This is a genomic window from Catenulispora sp. MAP12-49, from assembly GCF_041262705.1.
GTDB lineage: Bacteria > Actinomycetota > Actinomycetes > Streptomycetales > Catenulisporaceae > Catenulispora.
Genome location: NZ_JBGCCP010000019.1, coordinates 160,368 through 179,115 on the forward strand (window position 1 = coordinate 160,368; position 18,748 = coordinate 179,115).

The 18,748-nt window shown below is 72.1% G+C and carries 15 protein-coding genes; 7 read left to right on the forward strand and 8 right to left on the reverse strand.

All coding sequences use genetic code 11. From position 1 onward, the window contains the following. Nucleotides 1-213 precede the first annotated feature (213 nt). Together ABIA35_RS30375 and ABIA35_RS30380 are read left to right on the forward strand one after the other, a co-directional pair. Nucleotides 214-1,584, forward strand: a complete 1,371-nt coding sequence (locus tag ABIA35_RS30375; RefSeq protein ID WP_370360153.1) for a C39 family peptidase — start codon at nt 214-216, stop codon at nt 1,582-1,584. Between the two features lie 81 nt (nt 1,585-1,665). Beyond that, the gene (locus ABIA35_RS30380) at nt 1,666-2,112 is read left to right on the forward strand and encodes a hypothetical protein (protein ID WP_370360112.1); all 447 of its coding nucleotides are present in this window, start codon (nt 1,666-1,668) and stop codon (nt 2,110-2,112) included. A 94-nt stretch (nt 2,113-2,206) separates the two neighbouring features. On the opposite strand, the gene ABIA35_RS30385 is transcribed toward ABIA35_RS30380, so the two are convergent. The 5 genes from ABIA35_RS30385 to ABIA35_RS30405 all read right to left on the reverse strand — a co-directional run bounded on the left by ABIA35_RS30385 (nt 2,207) and on the right by ABIA35_RS30405 (nt 11,208). Further along, on the reverse strand, nt 2,207-3,646 hold the full coding sequence (locus ABIA35_RS30385; protein WP_370360113.1) for a hypothetical protein: 1,440 nt from the start codon (nt 3,644-3,646) through the stop codon (nt 2,207-2,209). Further along, a complete protein-coding gene (locus ABIA35_RS30390; protein WP_370360114.1) occupies nt 3,646-8,109 on the reverse strand; it encodes a tetratricopeptide repeat protein in 4,464 nt (1,487 codons plus the stop codon). The genes ABIA35_RS30385 and ABIA35_RS30390 overlap by 1 nt, the downstream gene beginning before the upstream one ends. Nucleotides 8,110-8,358: 249 nt before the next feature. After that, nucleotides 8,359-8,811 (reverse strand): ester cyclase, encoded by a 453-nt coding sequence (locus tag ABIA35_RS30395; RefSeq protein WP_370360115.1) that lies wholly within the window; start codon nt 8,809-8,811, stop codon nt 8,359-8,361. Nucleotides 8,812-8,927: 116 nt separating this feature from the next. Next, nucleotides 8,928-10,556: a CehA/McbA family metallohydrolase gene (locus ABIA35_RS30400; protein ID WP_370360117.1), complete on the reverse strand. Its 1,629-nt coding sequence runs from the start codon at nt 10,554-10,556 to the stop codon at nt 8,928-8,930. 121 nt (nt 10,557-10,677) lie between these two features. Then, complete coding sequence (locus ABIA35_RS30405) at nt 10,678-11,208, reverse strand: MarR family winged helix-turn-helix transcriptional regulator (RefSeq protein WP_370360118.1); 531 nt, start codon at nt 11,206-11,208, stop codon at nt 10,678-10,680. Nucleotides 11,209-11,262: 54 nt separating this feature from the next. Here ABIA35_RS30405 and ABIA35_RS30410 point away from each other — a divergent pair, with 54 nt between their 5' ends. From ABIA35_RS30410 to ABIA35_RS30420, 3 genes are all read left to right on the forward strand, one after another. Continuing rightward, nucleotides 11,263-11,565 (forward strand): hypothetical protein, encoded by a 303-nt coding sequence (locus ABIA35_RS30410; RefSeq protein ID WP_370338905.1) that lies wholly within the window; start codon nt 11,263-11,265, stop codon nt 11,563-11,565. Nucleotides 11,566-11,587: 22 nt separating this feature from the next. After that, nucleotides 11,588-12,079: a hypothetical protein gene (locus ABIA35_RS30415; RefSeq protein WP_370338903.1), complete on the forward strand. Its 492-nt coding sequence runs from the start codon at nt 11,588-11,590 to the stop codon at nt 12,077-12,079. Between the two features lie 342 nt (nt 12,080-12,421). Continuing rightward, on the forward strand, nt 12,422-13,375 hold the full coding sequence (locus ABIA35_RS30420; protein ID WP_370360119.1) for a winged helix-turn-helix domain-containing protein: 954 nt from the start codon (nt 12,422-12,424) through the stop codon (nt 13,373-13,375). Nucleotides 13,376-13,462: 87 nt separating this feature from the next. On the opposite strand, the gene ABIA35_RS30425 is transcribed toward ABIA35_RS30420, so the two are convergent. Then, nucleotides 13,463-14,395, reverse strand: coding sequence for an SAM-dependent methyltransferase (locus ABIA35_RS30425; RefSeq protein WP_370360120.1), 933 nt, complete (start codon nt 14,393-14,395; stop codon nt 13,463-13,465). A 300-nt stretch (nt 14,396-14,695) separates the two neighbouring features. After that, nucleotides 14,696-14,974 (reverse strand): hypothetical protein, encoded by a 279-nt coding sequence (locus tag ABIA35_RS30430; protein ID WP_370360121.1) that lies wholly within the window; start codon nt 14,972-14,974, stop codon nt 14,696-14,698. Here ABIA35_RS30430 and ABIA35_RS30435 point away from each other — a divergent pair. Continuing rightward, nucleotides 14,940-17,234, forward strand: coding sequence for a hypothetical protein (locus ABIA35_RS30435; protein WP_370360122.1), 2,295 nt, complete (start codon nt 14,940-14,942; stop codon nt 17,232-17,234). The genes ABIA35_RS30430 and ABIA35_RS30435 overlap by 35 nt on opposite strands. 84 nt (nt 17,235-17,318) lie before the next feature. Here ABIA35_RS30435 and ABIA35_RS30440 read toward each other — a convergent pair whose 3' ends face one another. Then, the gene (locus tag ABIA35_RS30440; protein WP_370360124.1) at nt 17,319-17,513 is read right to left on the reverse strand and encodes a hypothetical protein; all 195 of its coding nucleotides are present in this window, start codon (nt 17,511-17,513) and stop codon (nt 17,319-17,321) included. Between the two features lie 243 nt (nt 17,514-17,756). Between ABIA35_RS30440 and ABIA35_RS30445 the strand changes: the two genes are divergently transcribed. After that, nucleotides 17,757-18,737 carry a GlxA family transcriptional regulator gene (locus tag ABIA35_RS30445; protein WP_370360126.1) on the forward strand — a complete coding sequence of 327 codons (981 nt, stop codon included), beginning with the start codon at nt 17,757-17,759 and terminating at the stop codon, nt 18,735-18,737. Nucleotides 18,738-18,748: the final 11 nt, after the last annotated feature.

An 18,748-nucleotide genomic window follows, 5' to 3' on the forward strand; every position in this document is an offset into this window, starting at 1 on the left:
GGTCTGATCCGGAATCCAAGATCCCCCGCAAACAACAGTCAAAACCCGGCATTGACTTGCTTCCGATCATGGAGTTGCCCGGCTAATCTTCAACAGCATTCAACACTGTGCTGTGCACAGCACCGGTGGCATCTGGCGCGCGGTCTTGGAGGACTGATGTCGGCGAGCTCTCAATCAGATCGGCGGGGTTCGGGCGGTGCGGTGAGCCGGCGGATGGTGCTCGCCGGCGGGGCGGCCGTGGGCGCCGCTATGGTCGGGGTCGCGGAGGCGGGGACGGCGTCCGCAGCCACGAACAGCACAGACACGGAGGCCGCGATGGCCGGCGGGGCCACGGCTACGAAGAACACGGACCAGGCCCGCGTCCGGTTCGACCGGTGGACCACCTGGGCCGACTTCCGGTGCGGCGAGTCGCACGGCGTCCTGGCGCTTCCCGGGCCGCGGCTGGGCGTGGTGATAGCCGAGCCGGTGGGGACCACGTCCTACACCGACCCCTACCTGAACACCACCGCCGAGTACGAATACGCGACCTGGACCTCCCCGGCCCGGCGGCTGGACTTCGGCGCGACGCAGCTGACCGCGCACTGGAACGCCGACACCCCGAAGGGCACGTTCCTGAAGGTGGAGCTGCTCGCCACGATGGAGGACGGCCACCGCGACATCTGGATCATGGGCATCTGGGCCTCCGACGACAGCGAGATCGACCGCACCTCGGTCAACGGCCAGAGCAACGCCTACGGCGAGATCGACACGGACACCTGGAGCGCCGAGACCGGCCACTCCATGCGGTCCTACCAACTGCGCCTGACCCTGTTGCGCCGCCCCGGGACCCACGCCACCCCGCGGCTCTGGCAGATCGGCGCCACGGCGTCGGCGGTCCCGGACCGCACCACCGTGCCGGCCAGCACCCCCGGCCCGGCCACCGGCGTCACGCTGGCGGTCAAGCCGTACGCGCAGAACGTCCACAAGGGCCAGTACGTGCAGTACGGCGGCGGCGGTGAGGCATGGTGCAGCCCGACGTCGACGGAGATGGTGGTCGAGTTCTGGGGCAAGGGGCCGACCGCGGAGCAGCTGGCGTGGGTCGACCCGAGCTACGCCGACCCCTCGGTGGACGAGGCCGCGCGCTACAGCTACGACTACGGCTACCAGGGCACCGGGAACTGGCCGTTCACGTGCGCCTACGCCGCGTCCTACGCACTGGACGCGATGGTCGTGCGCCTGAACTCGCTGACCGAGCTGGAGGTGCTGGTCGCCGCCGGGTTCCCGGTGGTGACGTCGCAGTCCTTCACCCTGGCCGAGAACGGCTACTACGCCAGCGACGGCCACCTGTGGTGCGTCATCGGGTTCACGGACACCGGCGACGTGATCGTGAACGACCCGGCCAGCAACAGCGACTCGGACGTGTACACGGTCTACCCGCGCCGGATGTTCGAGACGGTGTGGCTGCGCACCAACTACACCAAGGCCGACGGCACCCCGGGGTACGGCTCAGGCGGCGTCGCGTACCTGATCAAACCGCACGACAAGGCGCTGCCGCCGGTCGTGGACCCGCGGAACCCCACCTGGCCGTCCGACCACTGGGGCTGAGACCGCGGGCCGAGACCGATTGGGGCCCCGGCGTGGCGGGCGTCAGGGGCCTCAATCACTTCAACCGTTTATGCTGCGCACATGAGCGTCGAAGACCCCCCACCCGAGGCGGCGGACACCGCGCTGATCGGCGGCGCCCTCCGCAGCCGGGACGAGGACGCGGCCCCCTGGTCGGTGGCCTGGGGCCTGCTCCCGCCGGGCGTCGAGACGGTGCGCGTGCTCTTCCGCAACGGCCGGGTCGCGGCACCGGCGGCCCGCGTGGGCGTCCTGGGCCGGCACTGGGCCGCCGAGGTCGCGGGGCGCTTCGACAAGGTCGTGGTGGACGGCGGCACCGAACACGAGACGCTGAAGGTCAAGACCCGCGAGAAGACCCCGGAGCCGCGCCGGTTCTCCCGGAAGAAGAGCACCCTCCCGACCGACCCGCTGGAGCGGATGAAGCACCACTGGGGACTCGCGGCGGTGATCCTGCAGCCCGGCAGCGAGGACCGGCCGATGCTGCCCGATATCCGGAGCGCCGACCCGGGCTAGACCGGGGCTCGGGCCGGACCGGACCGGAGACTTGAGTCAGACCGGGAACTCGGGCCAACCAGACCGGAGACTCAAGTCAGACCGGAAACTCGGCCTAGACCGGGAACTCGATGTGCGGCAGCACCGACAGCCCCGGACCGTAGCGCGGCGGTATCGGCGGCTCGGCTCCGGCGGCCACCACCGGCGGCTCGACGAAGTCGACCTCCAGCTCCGACCGGTGCAGGGCCACGACATCGGCGGCCGCGGGCAGCCCGGGCTGCTCCACCACCAGCAAAGGCCGCTCCAGCACCGGCGAGAGCAGATCCAGCACGTTGTCGACCGGCGCGGGCACGGCCGGCCGGTGCAGATCCAGCCCGGTCCACGGATCCTCCTTCACCACCGCCGCCTGCCGCGCACGCCGATCCGCCGCCGCCACGGCGGTCGCGGCCGCGTGGATGGTGGCGATGACGTCGTCGGCGGTCTCGGGCACCGCGACGAGGGTCGAGGTGGGGGTGGAGAGGTCGGTCGAGACCAGGTAGGTGGCGGTGGGCAGGTCCGCACGGTCCACGGCGTCGCCGGTGGCGGGTACGAGGTCGGCGGAGGTCGCGGCTTCGGGGGCTTCTACGGGGGCTTCGACGGTGTCCGGCGCGGCGGTGCTCTCGGAGCTGGTGGGCTCGGTGTCGAAATCAGAAGCCGCATCGAGATCGCGCGCAGCAGCGGAGTCGGACGCGGCAGCGAGCTCGGGGTCGGAACCGGAACCGGAACCGGAACCGGAACCGGAATCGGCATCGGAACCAGAGTCGGAGTCGGAGTCGCGCGGAGCATCAGAGCCGGGCTCGGCATCGAAGTCAGGCTCGGCATCGGAACCGCCCGCGGCAGCAGAGCCGGGAATGACATCAGAGCCGGAAGCAGTACCCAAGCCCGAGTCAGAAGCGGCGGCGGAGCCGGAAGCAGACCCGGCTGCGGCATCGGAATCGCGCTCGGCAGCAGCATCAGCATCGGGCGCGGCATCGTAATCGCGCTCAGCATCAGCATCACCTTCGGGCGCGGCGTCGGTCTCGAGCTCAACAGCCGAATCAGCGGCTGCGGCGCTGGAGCTCTCCAAGCTGGAGGCCTCGACCTCGGCCTCGTCCTCACCGTCACGCTCGGCGGCGGGAGCGCCTGAATCCTCATCGCCGACACCCGATCCGGAGGCGCCGCCCGCGCTCTCGGCCATCGCCTTCCTGACCGCCTCCACGTTCAGCGAGACCGTGGCCGTCGCGTCCGGCAGGGATATGCCTTCCGCGACCGCGCGCTTCACCGCTTCGACGTCCAGGGCGACCGTCTTGACCGCGTCGGTTCCGTCGATGAGCTCGATCCCGACCGTCGGGTCGTTCGCGGTCGAGCGGGTTTCGGCCGTCCGCTCCAAGTCGCTGTCGCCGTCGCCGCCGCGTGCGCGCGGTGGCTGCGCGGGCGCGCCGTCGACCTCGACGGGGGGCAGTCGGCGCGTGCTCGCGGCGGCGCCGGCCGCGGCGGGGCGCGTCTGGTGATGGGGCGTCGGCTCGTTCAACAGCATCAGGTGCTCGCGGGGTCTTCGGGGGCGGTGCTCCGGGCGTGGAGTTCTCGGAGCTCGTCTTCGTCGGGGAAGTGGTCCACGGTGCGCTTCAGCAGGGCTCGGGCCCGCGGGTAGCGGTGCCAGTGGAAGGGTTGCATGCCTCCGGCGCGGGGTTCGTCGGGGCGGGGGATGCGCAGGTTCAGGATCGTGGTGGCGTCCGGGTCGCCGGCGGGGGCGCCGCCCTGTTCGACCTGGAGCGCCTCCTCCAGGAGCGCGGCGCACAGGCCGTAGTGCCGGGTCTCGTACTGGAAAGTGGCTTCGTTCCTCCACAACGCGGCCATCAGGTCCCGGAGTTCCTTCGTGTCGCGGTACGCCAGCGCGGTGCGCAGGCGGTGCGCGCGGTCGTGGAAGGGGCGCGGGTTGTGCGTGTTCATCGCGTCGGCGATGAGCAGGGTCGCTATCTCGCGCGGGGCCTCGGTGTCGGCGTCGCCGGTCCAGTTCTTGTCAGCCAGCAGGCCCCAGGCCATCCGGTCCAGCGCCAGGGCGCGCCGGTCGGCCAGGGCGGCTGAGCACGCCAGCAGCTTCAGCGCCTGCGACAGGCCGGCGTGGTACTCGGGCTTCGAGGCGTCGATCTCACTGAGTTCCTGCCACCACTGCACGGCCTCCAGCAGGTCGCCGTCGGGGCCGGGCCGGGTCAGCGAGCCGGCCCGCTCAGCGAGCACCACTTCCAGCAGGGCCGCGGCTTCCTTGTCGTGGGGCCGCAATTCGACCGCACGCCGCGCGTGCGACAGCGCCAGCACATAGTCCCGCACTTCCGAGCGCAGTTCCCTGGTCCGCCGCATGTGCGCGACACCCAGTTCGTTCCGCAGGGCGGTGACGTCGGGCGCCACGGACAGCGCGCGCTCCAGCACGTCGACCACGCTCTGCAGAACGCTGACCGGCGCAGGAGTCTCGCCGTCGCCGGCACCACCGGCACCACTGCCGTCAGCACCGGCCACAGCAGCATCCGCAGCCCGCCCGGACGGACCGGAGGGGCCGGAGGGGCCGGACAGACCAGACGGACCGGACAAGCCGGCCGCCGCGATGTTCACCGTCTTGGTCGCGTCCGCGATGAACGGCGCGCTCGTGGCCGCCATGTTCACCGTCGCCGTAGCGTCCACGGAGACCGGCCGCTCGCCTTCCTCGGCGATCCGCAGCAGCTCCCGCGCCGCGTTCATCCCGGACTCGGCGGCGATCTCCACCCAGACCGCGTCGGGCTTCTGATCCGGATCCAGCGTGGCCGCCCGGGCTATGCACTCCAGCGCCGGCGCCCACTGCTCGTCCAGGTGCAGTTCCATACCGCGCATGACGAGTGTCTTGCGCAGCAGCGCGGTCCACACCTCGTCGCGGTCGGCCTCGGCGACCGTGTCCAGGGCCGCTATCGCCGGCTCGAACTTGCCGTCCTCGTACAGGAAGTGCTGCGGACCGAACGGCCCGTACAGCACCGCGACGCGCGCCGCCTCGTCGTCCTCGGCCGCGTCGGGGTCCACCGCGTGCATCGCGTCTGCGAGGTCGCGCCACTCGGCCAGCGCCGGGGTGTCCGGCTGCTGACGCAGCAGCGCGTCCAGCGTCGGGCTGACCTGCGGGTCCGCCTCGCAGGCGAAGACGTCCATCCCGATCCGGACGCTCCAGGCGTCCACCTCGTCGCCGCCCCGGTAGGCCGCCAGGTCGGCGAACCGCAGGTCGTTCCGCAGCTCGTCGATCAGGGTGCGGCGGTTCCGCGCGATCTGCTCGCGGTCGGCCTCGACGTCGCCGACCCCGACCACCCGCGCCCAGAAGTCCGGCGCGTACAGCGCCGTCACCAGGCAGCCGATGGTCCACATCCAGTGCTCGTCCCGGTTCGAGACCCGGGCCAGCTGGTACGAAGACAGCCCGAGGGCGTGCAGCAGCCGGGCGTTCGTCGGGTCCTCGCGCACCAACGCGAGATACCCGGAGAAGGCGGCTTCATGACGTCCCTCTTCGGCGTGCTGCCGCGCGGAGTACTCCGACAGCGCCTCCAGCGCCGCCAGCGCCTCGGGCTGGTCGGGCTGGATCTCCAGTGCCTGCCGCAGATCACCGAGCGCCCGGTACGGCTCGCCGCGCTCGATCGCCGAGGCCGCACGCCGGATGAGCAGCTCGACGCCCTCGGCCTGGGCGTCCTCGGGCAGGCGGGCCAGCGCGCCGTCCAGGTCGCCGGCCTCGGCCCGCAGCAGGGCCAGCTGGCGACGCAGCGGCCGGGTCAGGGCGCTGCTGCCCAGGGCGTCGGCCCAGGAGGTCAGGGTGAGCTCGGCCTCGTCGGGGACCCCGGCCTTGCGGGCCGCGTACAGCAGCGACTGCAGGGCCGGTCCGGCGCACTTCTCGCAGCGGTAGGAGGTGATCCCGGCGGGGCGGAACAGGTGCGTCCGGCAGCCTTCGCGGCCGCATCCGGCACAGGCTCCGACGGCGTCCTTGCCGCACTCGACGTCCGCGATGGCCACGCACGGCAGCGGCGGCTCCGCATCGTCCGGCTCGGCCTCCGCGGCCAGGCGCTGGGCGGCGACCAGCGGTCCGGCGTTGGCGATCTCCTGGATGTCCAGGCTCTGGGTGTCGTCGTCGCGGAGCCTGGGTTCGGGCTCGGCGTCGGCACCCGCGTCGGCGCCGGCGCCGATGACCTGCGAAGGGCCGGATCCGCTGGCGACGTCGTTGCCCAGGAAGCGCTGGTACCACCGCACGGCGTCGTACCAGTGGCCGGTGCGCTCGGCGTACAGGCCTCGGGCCCGGGCGACCGCCGGATCGCAGTCCGGGTCGTCGGGCAGTTCGGCCAGCAGGGTCTCGGCGTCCTCGACGCGGTCGTCCAGCAGCGCGGCCACGGCCAGGTGGCAGCGGTCGCGCATGCGGCCCTCGACGTCGAGGAAGGTCCCCAGGTCCGTCGTGGCGCCGCCGGCCAGGTCGACCAGGGCCCGCAGCCGGTTCTGCCGGCCGCGCAGGCCGTCCGCGCGCTCGCCGGCCGGGAGCGAGGCGGCCAGATCGAGCGCCACGGCCGCTTTCTCCCGGTTGTCGGGAATCTCCCGTCCGGCCAACAGCATGAAGGCCGCCTCGCGCAGCGCGGCCTCCCGCAGGGCTATCCGGTGCTCGACGACCTCCGGGGAGTCCAAGTACGCGATCTGCCACTGGAGCCGCGCGGCCGTCGGGTCGCTGCCGAGGCGCTTGCGCGCTTCCCGGTCGCGGGCCACGGCGGTCCAGTCCCGCAGTTCGGTGGTGCCCAGCCGGTCCCAGGTGTCGATGGCGGCGGCCGGGTTGTTGGCCCGCAGCTGCGCCAGGCCGTAGTGGAAGGTGGCCATGCCGCCCCAGTAGGACGACTGCCCGGACTCCGGTTCCAGCAGGCCCTGGGCCTCCTTGCGGCGGCCGGCGGCCAGCAGTACGGCACCCAGCCGAATTCTCGCGGCCCGCGAATGCGCGTCGTGCCGCAGCGCGGCCTGGTAGTGCGCGATCGCCTCGGCCGGACGGCCGGCCTGCTCGCGCAGCAACGCCAGGCCCAGCCGGGCCGGGGCGAAGGCCGCCTCGACGGCCAGGGAGTTGCTGAAGTGGTTCCACGCCAAATCGTCGTCGCCGAGCTGCACGGCCAGCCGGCCCAGCGAGTAGTGGACGCGCGGATCCTGCGGCGCGTACTGGGACGCGGTGCGCAGGTCGGTCTCGGCCTGGCCGGTGCGGCCCATCTGCTGGTGCGCCAGGCCCCGGAACAGCAGCGCCTCGGGGCGCAGCCACGCCCCGCGCGACCACGGCGAGGCCGGGCCGGTGCCGCGGCGGAAGGCCTCGTCGTAGGCGGAGATGGCGTCGTCGTAGCGCAGCAGGGTGCTGAGCTGGATGCCCCAGCGGAACCACAGCTCGCCGCTGCCGCCGGGCACCGCGGCGGCCAGCAGGTCCTCGGCCTCCTTCACCCGGCCGTCGCGGCGCATCATGGTGGTCAGCGCCAGCACCGGCCAGTCGACGCCGGGCAGCGCGGCCAGCGCGGCCCGGGCCGTGGCCTCGCGCTGCGCGGTGGGCCCGGTGGTGCAGGCCTTCTGGAGCCACATGACAGTGCGGATCGCAGTGTCCTCGTCGCCCGGCTCCAGGCCGTAGGTGATCGCCTTCAGGAAGTCGATGATCGGCTTGAGGTCGCCGTCCTCGGCGCGCAGCCGCTCCTCGGCGAACTGCCGCACCAGCCAGCGCGGCAGCTGCCGGAAGGGCTCGGGCAGCAGCGGGTAGGCCTCGCGGAAGCGGACCATGGCGTCGGTGAAGATGCCCATCGCCAGGATGGTCTCGGCTTCGCCGAGTAGGGCAAGACCCCGATAATGCTGCAAATCCTCAGGCGCGGAGGCCAGGCGTCGGGCCAGGCGCGCATAGCGATCGCGAGCCCGCTCCTGCTGACCCACCGCAGCCAGGTCCTCCGCCTTCGCGAACTCCTGGGTGATCCACTGCGGGTCCGTCCCTCGTCCACGCCCCAGCAAGGCCACACCGTCCCATCAACCCGTATCGCTGCCTACAGCTTGACACAAGCGCCCCCACCCGCGTTGGGGCGGACGCTGCTTTGCGGGCACCGACCTGTCGCTTTCCCTACGAGTGCGACACAGTTCACCCCGTCTACACCCCAAGATCACTCGGAGTTGCGCACCACTTACCCCTTCTCCTTCGCGGGCCGCATATCGGTATCGACGCCTTGATCGCCGTACAGGTTCCCTCCGAATGGCAAAAAGCGTCTAATGCTTGATGTCGGAGATGATCCCGAGCTGCCGCATCTGCGCGGCGGTGTCGACGACGCCCCAGGTCTGCGCGATGCGGCCGGAGGAATCCAGGCGCACGATGAAGATCTCGTCGTACGTGATCTTCTTGCCGGTCGGCTCGACACCCAGGTACGTCCCCTGATGCGTGCCGGTGACCACATTGCGGTAGACGACCTTGTCGCCGTCGACGAGCCGGTCCTCGGTGTGGATGTGCAGGTCGGGGAAGGCCGCCAGCAACATCCGGAACACGGTCTTCTGGAGTTCGACACCGCTGACCGGGAGCTTCAGCGGAGTGCTCACGATCATGTCCGGCGCGCAGACCTCGTCGATCAGCTCCAGGACGAGGTCGAGGTCGCCGGCGTTCGCGGCGGCCTGGACGCGTTCGAGGGCGGAGATTTTGTCCTGGGCAGAGCGGTGCTCGGTGTTCATGGTTCGCTCCTTTTGCGGTGATGTGCCGGTGTCGTCTCTCATCACCAAGACGAGACGACGACACCGGCGGTGACATCACAACCGGAGCGCGCGACCCCAATACGGCCCATACGGTCCTAGCCGCGGGTCTCCTTCAGGAACACCGGGTTGGTCAGGGCCGCCATCGGGCCGAACATCAGGGCGTCGCCCATCGTGTTGCCCTGGCCCGGGGTGCCGTCGGCCATCGGGTGGCGGACCTCGGCGCGGACGTAGGCGGCCAGCGAGGGCGTGGTGCGCCAGACGACGACACCGTCGCCGGCGGCGTCCAGCGACTGCTGGAACATCTGACCCTCGTCGGTGATGAGGCGGACGGTGCCGTTCGGGACGCCGTGCACCTCCAGCCGGACGTCCACCGGGGCCTGCGCGGGCGCCTTCAGGGTCTGGCCGATGCCGGCCTGCTTGCCGGCGCCGGTGACGGTGAGGTCCAGGGTCACCGCGCTGGACTCGGCGATCCAGTTGCGGCCGGCGCGGAATCCGTCCATGACCGCGTCGGTGCGCAGGTCGTCGGCGTACACGACGTTGTGCGGCAGGCCGATCACCTGCGGGACACTGTGCGCGTCGCTGTTGCCCACGGCCGGGAGCCAGCGGGTGCCGGAGCGGACCGCCTCGCCGAGCTTCTGGTCCCAGGTGCTCACGGCGTGCTCGTCGTCGTAGGTCCAGGGGCCGGTCCACACCTCGGTGACGTCGGCGTCGTCGAACCCGAACTTCCACTGGCAGGCGACGTAGGCGCAGTACATGTGCGCCGGCGCGACGATGCCGCCGTGCTTGCGCACCTCGCGGGCGAAGCGCGGGAAGGCGTCGTCGCGGCTGCGGTAGCGCCAGTCGATCCACTCCCCGGCCGGCAGGCCCATGGCGACCCAGTGCCCGTTGCGGGTGGTGATCTCCTCGCCGGTGATGATCAGCAGGTCCGGTCCGGCGTACTGGCCCCAGACGCCGTGCGAGGAGTTGGTGTTGTGGTCGGTGGAGACCATGAAGTCCAGGTCCGCCGCGCGGGCGCCGGCGGCGACCTCGCTGGGCAGCCGCTTGCCGTCGGAGTAGACGGTGTGCAGGTGGCAGTCCCCGCGGTACCAAGCCTGGCCGCGGCCCTTGGCGCGGGTCGGCGGGTAGTTCGGGACGAACGGGGCGCCGGGCTTGCCGTAGGTCAGGGTGACCTGGACCTGGTAGTTCATGCCGACCTGCGCGACCTGGTAGGGGCCCAGGGCGATGTGCCAGGTGCCCTTGTTGACCGGGCCGGGCAGGTAGCCGGGGGTCGCCTCGGTGGCGTTGATGGAGAAGGCGGTCCGGAAGCCGCCGGACCAGCCGCGGAAGCCCGGACCGCCCAAGGCGGTGCCGCGCTCGTCGAAGACGCCGATGTCGCAGGAGTTCGTCTTGTCGCCGGCGGCCACGGTGGGGTGGTCGTAGGAGTAGGAGACGTCGATCTGCTTCACCCCGGCCGGGATCTGGACCGGCAGGTAGACGAAGTCGGCGGCGCCGGTGTCGAGGTGGCCGGTGATGGTCTGGGTGACCTGGGTGCCGTCGGCCGGGGTGCCGCCGGACGCGCCCTGGCTGCCCTCGGCGGCGTGGGCGAAGGTCATCGGGCCCAGAGTGAGCGCCGCGGTCGCGGCGCCGACGGTCAGGACGCCTCGGCGGGACAGGCCGGAGGCGGCGGAGTCGGCCGGCTCGGGCAGCGGGGCGACGTTGTGCTCGCAATAGCCATCAGTGCACATGGTTTCCGACGATCGGTGACGCCGGTGAACCGGGCGTGAGCGTCAAGCGAAAGGTTGTGGGCGTCGCGGCGAGGAGTGTTGAGGAATGTGGCGAGGGGTGTTGGGGCGCTACCCGAGTCCGCTACCCGAGTCGGAGTCCCGGGTGGTCCGGCGAGTCCGGATAGGTGTCCGGCACCGCCTCGGTCAGCGCCCGCAGACCGTGCACCAGGCCCGCGCGGTCGGCCGGCGTCAGCCTGCCGACCAGGGCCTCGACCTCCTCGGAGCGCCGGTCCATGACCCGGTGGACCAGATCGCTGCCGGCCCGGGTGAGGACGACGAGCTGTTCGCGCCGGCTGTCGGGGTTGGGCTGGCGCTCCATCAGGCCGGCGGCGGCCAGGCGATCGGCCATGCGCAGCACGGTGGAGGGGTTCACGCCGAGCTCGGCGGCCAGCTCGGCCTGCTTCATCGGCGGGCGGTCGGCCAGGACGACCAGCGTGCGCAGCTGCGGGAGGGTCAGGGAGTCGTCGACGTCGGCCAGGGCGCGGGCGGACATGCCGACGATCAGGCGTGAGGCGGCCAGGACCGCCGCGACGACTTCCGCGGTGTCGGCGGCTTCGGCGTCTGCTGCTTCCGCGTCGGCTTCGTGTGTGACGGGATGGGTGTCCGGCTGCACCCTCCGAAGCTACCGCATTGCCGCCGCAGACTGAACCATTGCATAATGCAATGGTTGGCGGAACAGCGCTGTGGGGAGGGCGACACCGTGGAGGACGTGGAGGACACAGCCATCCGGGAGTCGTATTCCTTCTTGTGCCAGGCCTGTGACCACGCGTGGCAGGAGGTCTATGAGATCCGGCGCGTGCACGACAGCCGCGGGCTCATCCAGTCTGCGTTCTTCCTGGACGGCCGGCGCACCCCCTCGCCCCTGACCCAGGGCCGCTGCGGCGGCTGCGGGAGCGCACGGGTGCTGGTCACGCATCGGACTCGGGGGCGCCGCCCGCGTGGCGGCGCGATGATGGAGGTATCTCCGTAAGCACGAGGAATGGGAGATCGAGATGACCGGTATCGAAGTCCTCACCGCGGGCCGCTACGGCTACGCCGACCGGCGCATCCACCGCGACGACTTCGCCCACCAGCTGGCGGTCATGCTGCCGGCCGACGACGACGAGCGTCTGCGCCCGGCCGCGGCGGTCACCGCCGAAGACCTGGTCAGCGCCGCCAAACTGTGCCGGCACCTGGCCGAGCGCTATCCCGGCGAACCCCTGGCCCGGCTCGCCGAGCAGATCGCCTACCGCCTTGAGCACCCGATCACCCACCCCGGAGCGATGGTGTTCTACGCCGCCGCCCTGCTGTGCCGCGAACAGGAGGCCCTGAGCCGGGTCGAGAGCGCGACGATGGTGGCCGCGGTCCTGGAGGCCCGAGCCGCCGGGCACGTTGCCGACACGCTGGAGGCCACGGCACCGCAGACGTTGCGGTACACCGTCAAGACCGCCATCGACGGGGACTTCGTCCGCGGAGCACGCCATATGCAGACCCACAGCAACTGACCGTCGCCGCCTCGGCGGCCGCTGCGATCGAGGGCGCCAGCGACCCGAAAGACGGCAGCCATCCGGATGAAAAACGCGGCCCGCCGACCCCTGGCGGGCCGCTCACTCGCGCGCGGTGCGCGGTGAGCGCGGCGTCCGTCCTCGTCCGCGACCGGTGGACGCCGCCCCCCGCTTCTCACCGCTCCCCCACTTCCGGGGCGGCGGCAGCCGACATCCCGGAAGTCCAGATCATCCCGCGTCGGCCCGGTACTGTCACTGGATTGCGCCCCACACACAAACCATTGACACGGGCAGGGCGCTGTGCAGGACTGAACGCGACCGGCGGAGGCGAGGTACGACGAGATGGAGACCATCGACTACGGCCCCGGGGACCTGGGACGGGTCCGCTTCGTGGCGTCGCCGCTGGGCCACCTGATCCACGGCGTGCACGACGGCCCGTGCAGCCGGCAGTCCCCGTGGCGCCAGCGATGGTGGCCCAAAGCCCGCCGCCAGGTGAGCCTCGGCTCGGCGAAACTCGTCCCCCTGATCAACCGCGCGCACCCCGACGCCCCGGCCTTCCTCCCGCTGGCCATCGCCGGCGACGGCGCCGCGTCCCCGACCTTCGAGCAGGAACTGGACCAGCTGCGCGCCACACCCCCGCACCTGCTGGGCTACCGCCTGGCCACCACCCCGGTCCGCACCGACGAGTCCGACCGCCTGATCCGCGGCCTGCGCAACCAGGAGGACGCCTCGCTACGCGCCGTCGTCGACGGCCTGCTGGCCCTGTACCGCGCCACCCTGATGCCGGACTGGCCGACCGTCGCCGAACACCTCCAGCGCGACATATCGATGCGCCGCCGCCAGCTCCAGCGCCACGGCACCCTCCCGATGCTGACGAACCTGCACCCTGACATCACCTGGCGCCCGCACACGGACCCCGCCGACCCGCCCCGCGGCCTGATCCTGGCCCCGTGCCTGTTCGGCCAGCAGCGCGCCCACGGCGGCCCCGGCGCCGACGGCACGCAGGTCGTGATCTACCCGACCGCCGACCTCGACGAGGCACACCCCGACCCCGAGGACCACCTAGCGGCCCTGTTGGGCGCTGGACGCGCGGCGGTACTGCGCAGCCTGCGGTCGCCGGCCTCGACGTCGGGACTGGCGGTGCGGCTGGGGATCTCGGCACCGATGGCCTCCACGCACACGGCGCTGCTGCGGAACGCGGGGCTGGTGACGACGGCGCGGGACGGGAAGAGCGTGCGGCACGAGCTGACGGTGGTGGGGCGGCAGTTGGTGGAGCTGAATCCCGGGGATGGGTGATGGGTGAGGGGCGGAGTTGAGGAGCGGGGCGCGGCGGGGGCGCTCACGCCGACGCAACGTCGCCCACCACCCCACGACCGCACCGCCTCACCGCTTGATCCCGACCCCCACCAGCCCCCAGATCTCCTCCCAGTCCTCGCGCACCTCGCCATCAGGCCGCCACAGCGGCCGGGGCACGATCCCGGGCTCGATGATCTCGGTCCCCGCGAACAGGTTCCTGATCTCGTCCTCGGTGCGCATGAACATCGGCGAGGTCGCCTGGTCCCAGGCGCGGACTGCGGCCTCAGCCTGGACCGGGCGGCCGCCGTCGGTGATGTGCGAGACCACCAGGGCGCTGCCGGTGGGGACCGCTGCCAGGAACTGCGCGACGATGGCGTGGGGGTCCTCGTCGGGCGATATGAAGTGCAGCAGGGAGTTCAGTACCAGGGCCACCGGGCGGTCGAGGTCCAGGATGCGGCGTAGTTCGGGGTCGGCCATGACCTCGGCGGGGCGGCGGATGTCGGCTTCGACGACCGCGGTGTGGGCCGGGTCCGCGGCGGCGACCAGGGCGCGGCCGTGGACGGCGACCATCGGGTCGTAGTCGACGAACACGATGCGCGCCTCGGGGTGCGTCTTGCGGGCCACGTCGCCGATGTTGTCGGTGCCGGGCAGGCCGCTGCCGAGGTCCAGGAACTGGGTGATGCCGGAGGCGGCGAGGAATCTGGTCGCCCGGTTGAGGAAGGCGCGGTTCTCCTGGAGGATCTCGCGGGCCTGGGGGACGTGGCGCAGGGCCGTCTCGGCAGCCTCGCGGTCCACGTCGAAGTAGTGCATGCCGCCCAGCAGGTACTCGTAGATGCGCGCGGTGTGGGCCCGGGTGGTGTCCAGTTCCGGGGGGAGCCAGCCGGGTATCAGGGGATTGTCGATGGTGTCGACGGCGTCCATGGTCCCCCCGTTGCCGGCCGTTGAGTGCGCACTGTCCGCCGAGGTCGCGGGCGGTTCGGGCGGCCCGCCGGTCTTCGAGGCCTGATGTTCGTCAACCACCCGGGAGAGCCTAGCGGACATCCCTGTGAACCGGCTCAGGCTCCGGGCGGCACGATCGGGCTTGACAGCCGTCGCCTTTTCGGCTTGGGTCGCATGTCATTGTCCCGATACGTCGTGGTGCCCTTTTGTACGTCGTAATGTCGCCCCACAGCTGGTAGAAATTTTGGTCATGTCGAAGAATGCCAGGGCCCGACGTGTCCGCCGCCGCCTCATAGCCGGGATGGCGGTGACCACCATGGTCAGCGCGGCCTCGGTGGCGACATCCGTCAGCGCACAGGCTGACACGACCCCCTCCGGAGGTCAGTCGCCGGTGGCCGCTCCCTCAACGTCGTCGAGCCAGACGGATCCGACGTCCGACCCTTCGGGCCAGACGCCTACTCCGACGCCGACGCCGACGCCCACCCCGACTCCGACCCCGACGCCGACTCCCACGCCGACCCCGCCCTCGTCGTCGGCGCCGCCCTCGTCGTCGAGCCCGGCCCAGCCTCCGACCACGCCCCCGCAGCTGCCGACGACCCAGCCGCTGCCGTCCGCGCCGCCCACGGTGAAGCCGCCGGCGCCGACCCCCACCAAGGCCAAGCCGGCTCCCCCGGCCGCGAACCCGGCGCCCTACATCCCGCCGCCGGACCCGGTCCCGGTGCCCAAGCACCCGGCGGCCGGCGCGGGCCAGTTCGACAACTCGCTGATCGCCACCACCGCGCTGGCCTACGTCGGCCGCTGGGGCGGCCAGGCCTGCGTGGACGCCAACCGGTTCCGCTCCGGCCAGTGCCGCGAGTTCGTGGACTGCGTCGTGTCCCTGGCCAGCGGCGACAAGATCTGGCCGGTCGACCCGGGCGGGAACTACCAGGTCGGGTTCAGCTCGGTCGGCGCGGTGCCGGTGGCCCCGGCCGACGCCGTCGAGGGCGACATCATCCAGATCGGCGACCACGACGACTCCAACCCGCTGCACACCGCGATCGTGCTGACCAACCACGGCGACGGGTCGTACACGGTCGTGGACTCCAACTGGGTCGGCGAGCCGCTCGTCAAGGAACTGGTCGGCGTCCACGACTGGACCCCGCCGGCCGCCGCGCAGTTCTGGCGCCTGGGCGCGGTCAACCCGAACAACCCCGGCTGGAAGATGCCCAAGAACGGCATCCTCGGCGGGTACACCCCGGGCTCGAACCAGGCCCCGGACACGGCGATCAACCCGGCGCCGCCGGCCCCGACGGTGAGCACGAACACCGTGAACGGCCTGGCCTCCGGCACCATCACGGTGCGGTCGGTGGACGCCGACCCGGCGCACCCGGCGGTCCGCATGCAGTACTGGATCGACGGCAAGTCCGCCCAGGCCATCGACAACGCCCCCGGCGGCGCGCTGCTGGCGCTGGACACCACGAAGCTGCCCGACGGCCCGCACGTCATCACCTCGCAGGCGATGGCCGACGACGGCGCCATCTCGCAGCTGTCGGCCCCGACCACGATCACCGTCACCAACCACCAGCTGACGGTCGCCGTCGCGGCGCCCAACGCGCCGCTGCTGTCGGGCACGGTGCCGCTGGGCATCGGCGCGGCCCCGGCCGCCGACCTGGCCACCGAGACGCTGAGCGTGGACGGCGTCGTCCAGCCGCAGCCGATGACCACCAGCAACCTGGTGAACCTGGACACCTCCACGCTGGTCGCGGGTCCGCACCAGATCAGCGTCGCGGTGACGAACCGCGAGGGCCAGACCGTGACGTGGGGGCCGGTGATCGTGACCGTCACCGGCGCGGCCACCGGACCGCGGGCCGTGCTGCCCTCGGCCACCGCCGGGCACGCCGACCTGGTCGCGGTCGACGCCACCGGGCGCCTGCTCCGCTACCCGTGGGTCTCCGACGGGACGTTCGGCGTGCCGCAGCCCGTCGCGGACGGCTTCGCCGACGTCACCTCGCTGACCGCCGGGCACTTCACCGGCGCCGCCAACGCGGTGCAGCTGCTCGCGGTCCGCAAGGACGGCAGCGCGCACCTCTACGGCTTCGACCCGACCGGCAAGCTGGTGGATCTGGGTGCTGTCGGCGGCGCGCCGTGGAACACCTTCACCCGGCTGACCGCCGGGGTGTTCTCCAAGGACGGTCACGAGTCGGTGGTCGGGATCGACGCCGCCGGGCACGCGCAGCTGATCACGCTCTCGGTTCCGCCGACCGCCGCGGCAGCAATAGCTGGCGCACCCGCGTCTCCCGCCGGTGCGCCGGCTGCTCCTGCCGCCGGTGCTCCCGCTGCTCCTGCTGCCAATGCGCCCGCTGCTCCTGCCGCGGCCGCACCCGGCGCTGCGGCGGCCCCGGCCGCTGTAGTCGCCCCGGCCGCTGCGGGCGCCGCGGCAGGCGCCCTGCCCGGCTCCGGCGCCACGTCCCTTCCGGGGTCCGGCGTCAACCCCGCCGTCGCGCAGCCCGCCGCGGTCCCGGTGAAGCCCGCCATCACCGCCGCGGTGCAGGGACTGTCGCAGAACCCTGTGCTCGCCGCCGCGGTGACCATCGAGGCCGTTCCGGGCACGGACGGGATCGACCAGCTGCTGTCCGTGGACGGCACCGGCGCGGTGACCGCCTCCACGTTCAACGGAACGCAGGGATTCGTGCCGGTGACGGTCGTGCCCGGCGCGGCGGCCGTGCGGCTGCCGGCCCCGGTCGGCACCCCGGTGGCCGGCACGTTCGCCGGGAAGGACACGGAGGTCCTGGTCACCGGGGCCGACGGCCAGACCTGGATCCTGTCCCTGGCCCACCCCGACCGGCCGGCTCAGGGTGCTGCGTTCCAGCCGGACGTCACCGCTGTGCCGGCGACGCAGCCGGCCCAGAGCCAGCACAAGCTCAGCCAGCCCGCGGGGTGATCCCGCAGGTCACCTAGGCGTGGAAATGGTGACAGCCGCCCGGGAACTGGGAGGTCTCCCGGGCGGCCGTCTACGCCTTGTTTATCAGGTTCGCCGTTCCGGCGCTACGGTGCCGGGCTCGCCGAGGGCGGCCGACGGTTGTGCGGCCGCGGCGTTCGCGCCCTCCACCCCGGGCTCCTGACGATCCTCCGCGCAACGGTCCGTCAGTCGCAGGACCAGCACGATGTTCGCCAGAACCAACACGGCGACGAGCGTGGCCAACACGGACGAAAGGGACATGCGCTCTCCTTGCCGAGCACCGCGGCCGAGGGGACCGGCGCTAAAGGGTGATCAGTTGCGGATGCTAGCAAAGGCGGCGCCTGGTCGGTAAGGGTCTGATTCGCCCTGTGACGCAACCCCGACAGAACACTGCCCAGGGTGTCCGTCCGACCACCGCACGCAGTCGGTTCCGTCCTCCGCCATGTCCGAAACTGACAGAACACCGTCATTGCCGCCATCGCCGCGCCGGGTGAGGATGGAGCCATGGCTGGAGCTCGGCGAGTGGTGATCGCGGTCTTCCCCGACGTCGACCTGCTCGACGTCACGGGGCCGGCGGAGGTGTTCGCGCTGGCGAACCGGGAATGCGGACGGACCGCGTACCGGGTCGGCCTCGCGGGACGCCAGGCCGGGCCGGTCGCCACCTCGGCGGGCGTCCGGCTGCTCACCGACCTGGCCTTCGGCGAGGTCACCGGGGCGATCGACACGCTGGTGGTGCCCGGAGCCGTGGACCTCGGCGCCGCGGGGCCGGTGGCGCGCGTGGACCCGGACGTGGTGGCGTGGGTGGCCGCGGTGGCGCCCTCGGCCCGGCGGGTGGCCTCGGTGTGCGTCGGCGCGCACGTGCTGGCCGCCGCCGGCCTGCTCGACGGCAAGACCGCCACGACGCACTGGTCCACCGCCGCGCAACTGGCGGCGGAGCACCCGGCCGTGCGGGTGGACCCCGACCCGATCTTCGTCCGGTCCGGAAAAGTGTGGACCGGCGCGGGGATCAGCGCCTGTATGGACCTCGCGCTCGCACTGGTCGCCGAGGACCTGGGGGAAGAACTGGCCCTGGCGGTGGCCCGGCAGCTGGTGGTCTACCTGAAACGCCAGGGCGGCCAGAGCCAGTTCTCGGTGCCGCTCAGCACGCCGCCGGCCGGCCGCCGCGACATCGACACGCTGCGGATGTACATCACCGAGCACCTCGGCGCCGACCTGTCGGCCCCGGCGCTGGCCGAGCGCATGTGCTTGAGCGAACGGCACTTCGCGCGCGTCTTCCGCCAGGAGACCGGCACGACGCCGGCCGCCTACGTGGAGGCCGCGCGCGTGGAGGCGGCACGGCGGCTGTTGGAGAGCACCGACCAGCCGCTGGACGAGGTGGCGGCGGGCAGCGGCCTGGGCTCCGTCGAGACGCTGCACCGCGCGCTGCGCCGGCAGATCGGCACGACACCGGCCGCCTACCGGCGCCGGTTCCGCGTCACCGCCTGATCAGGCAGAAC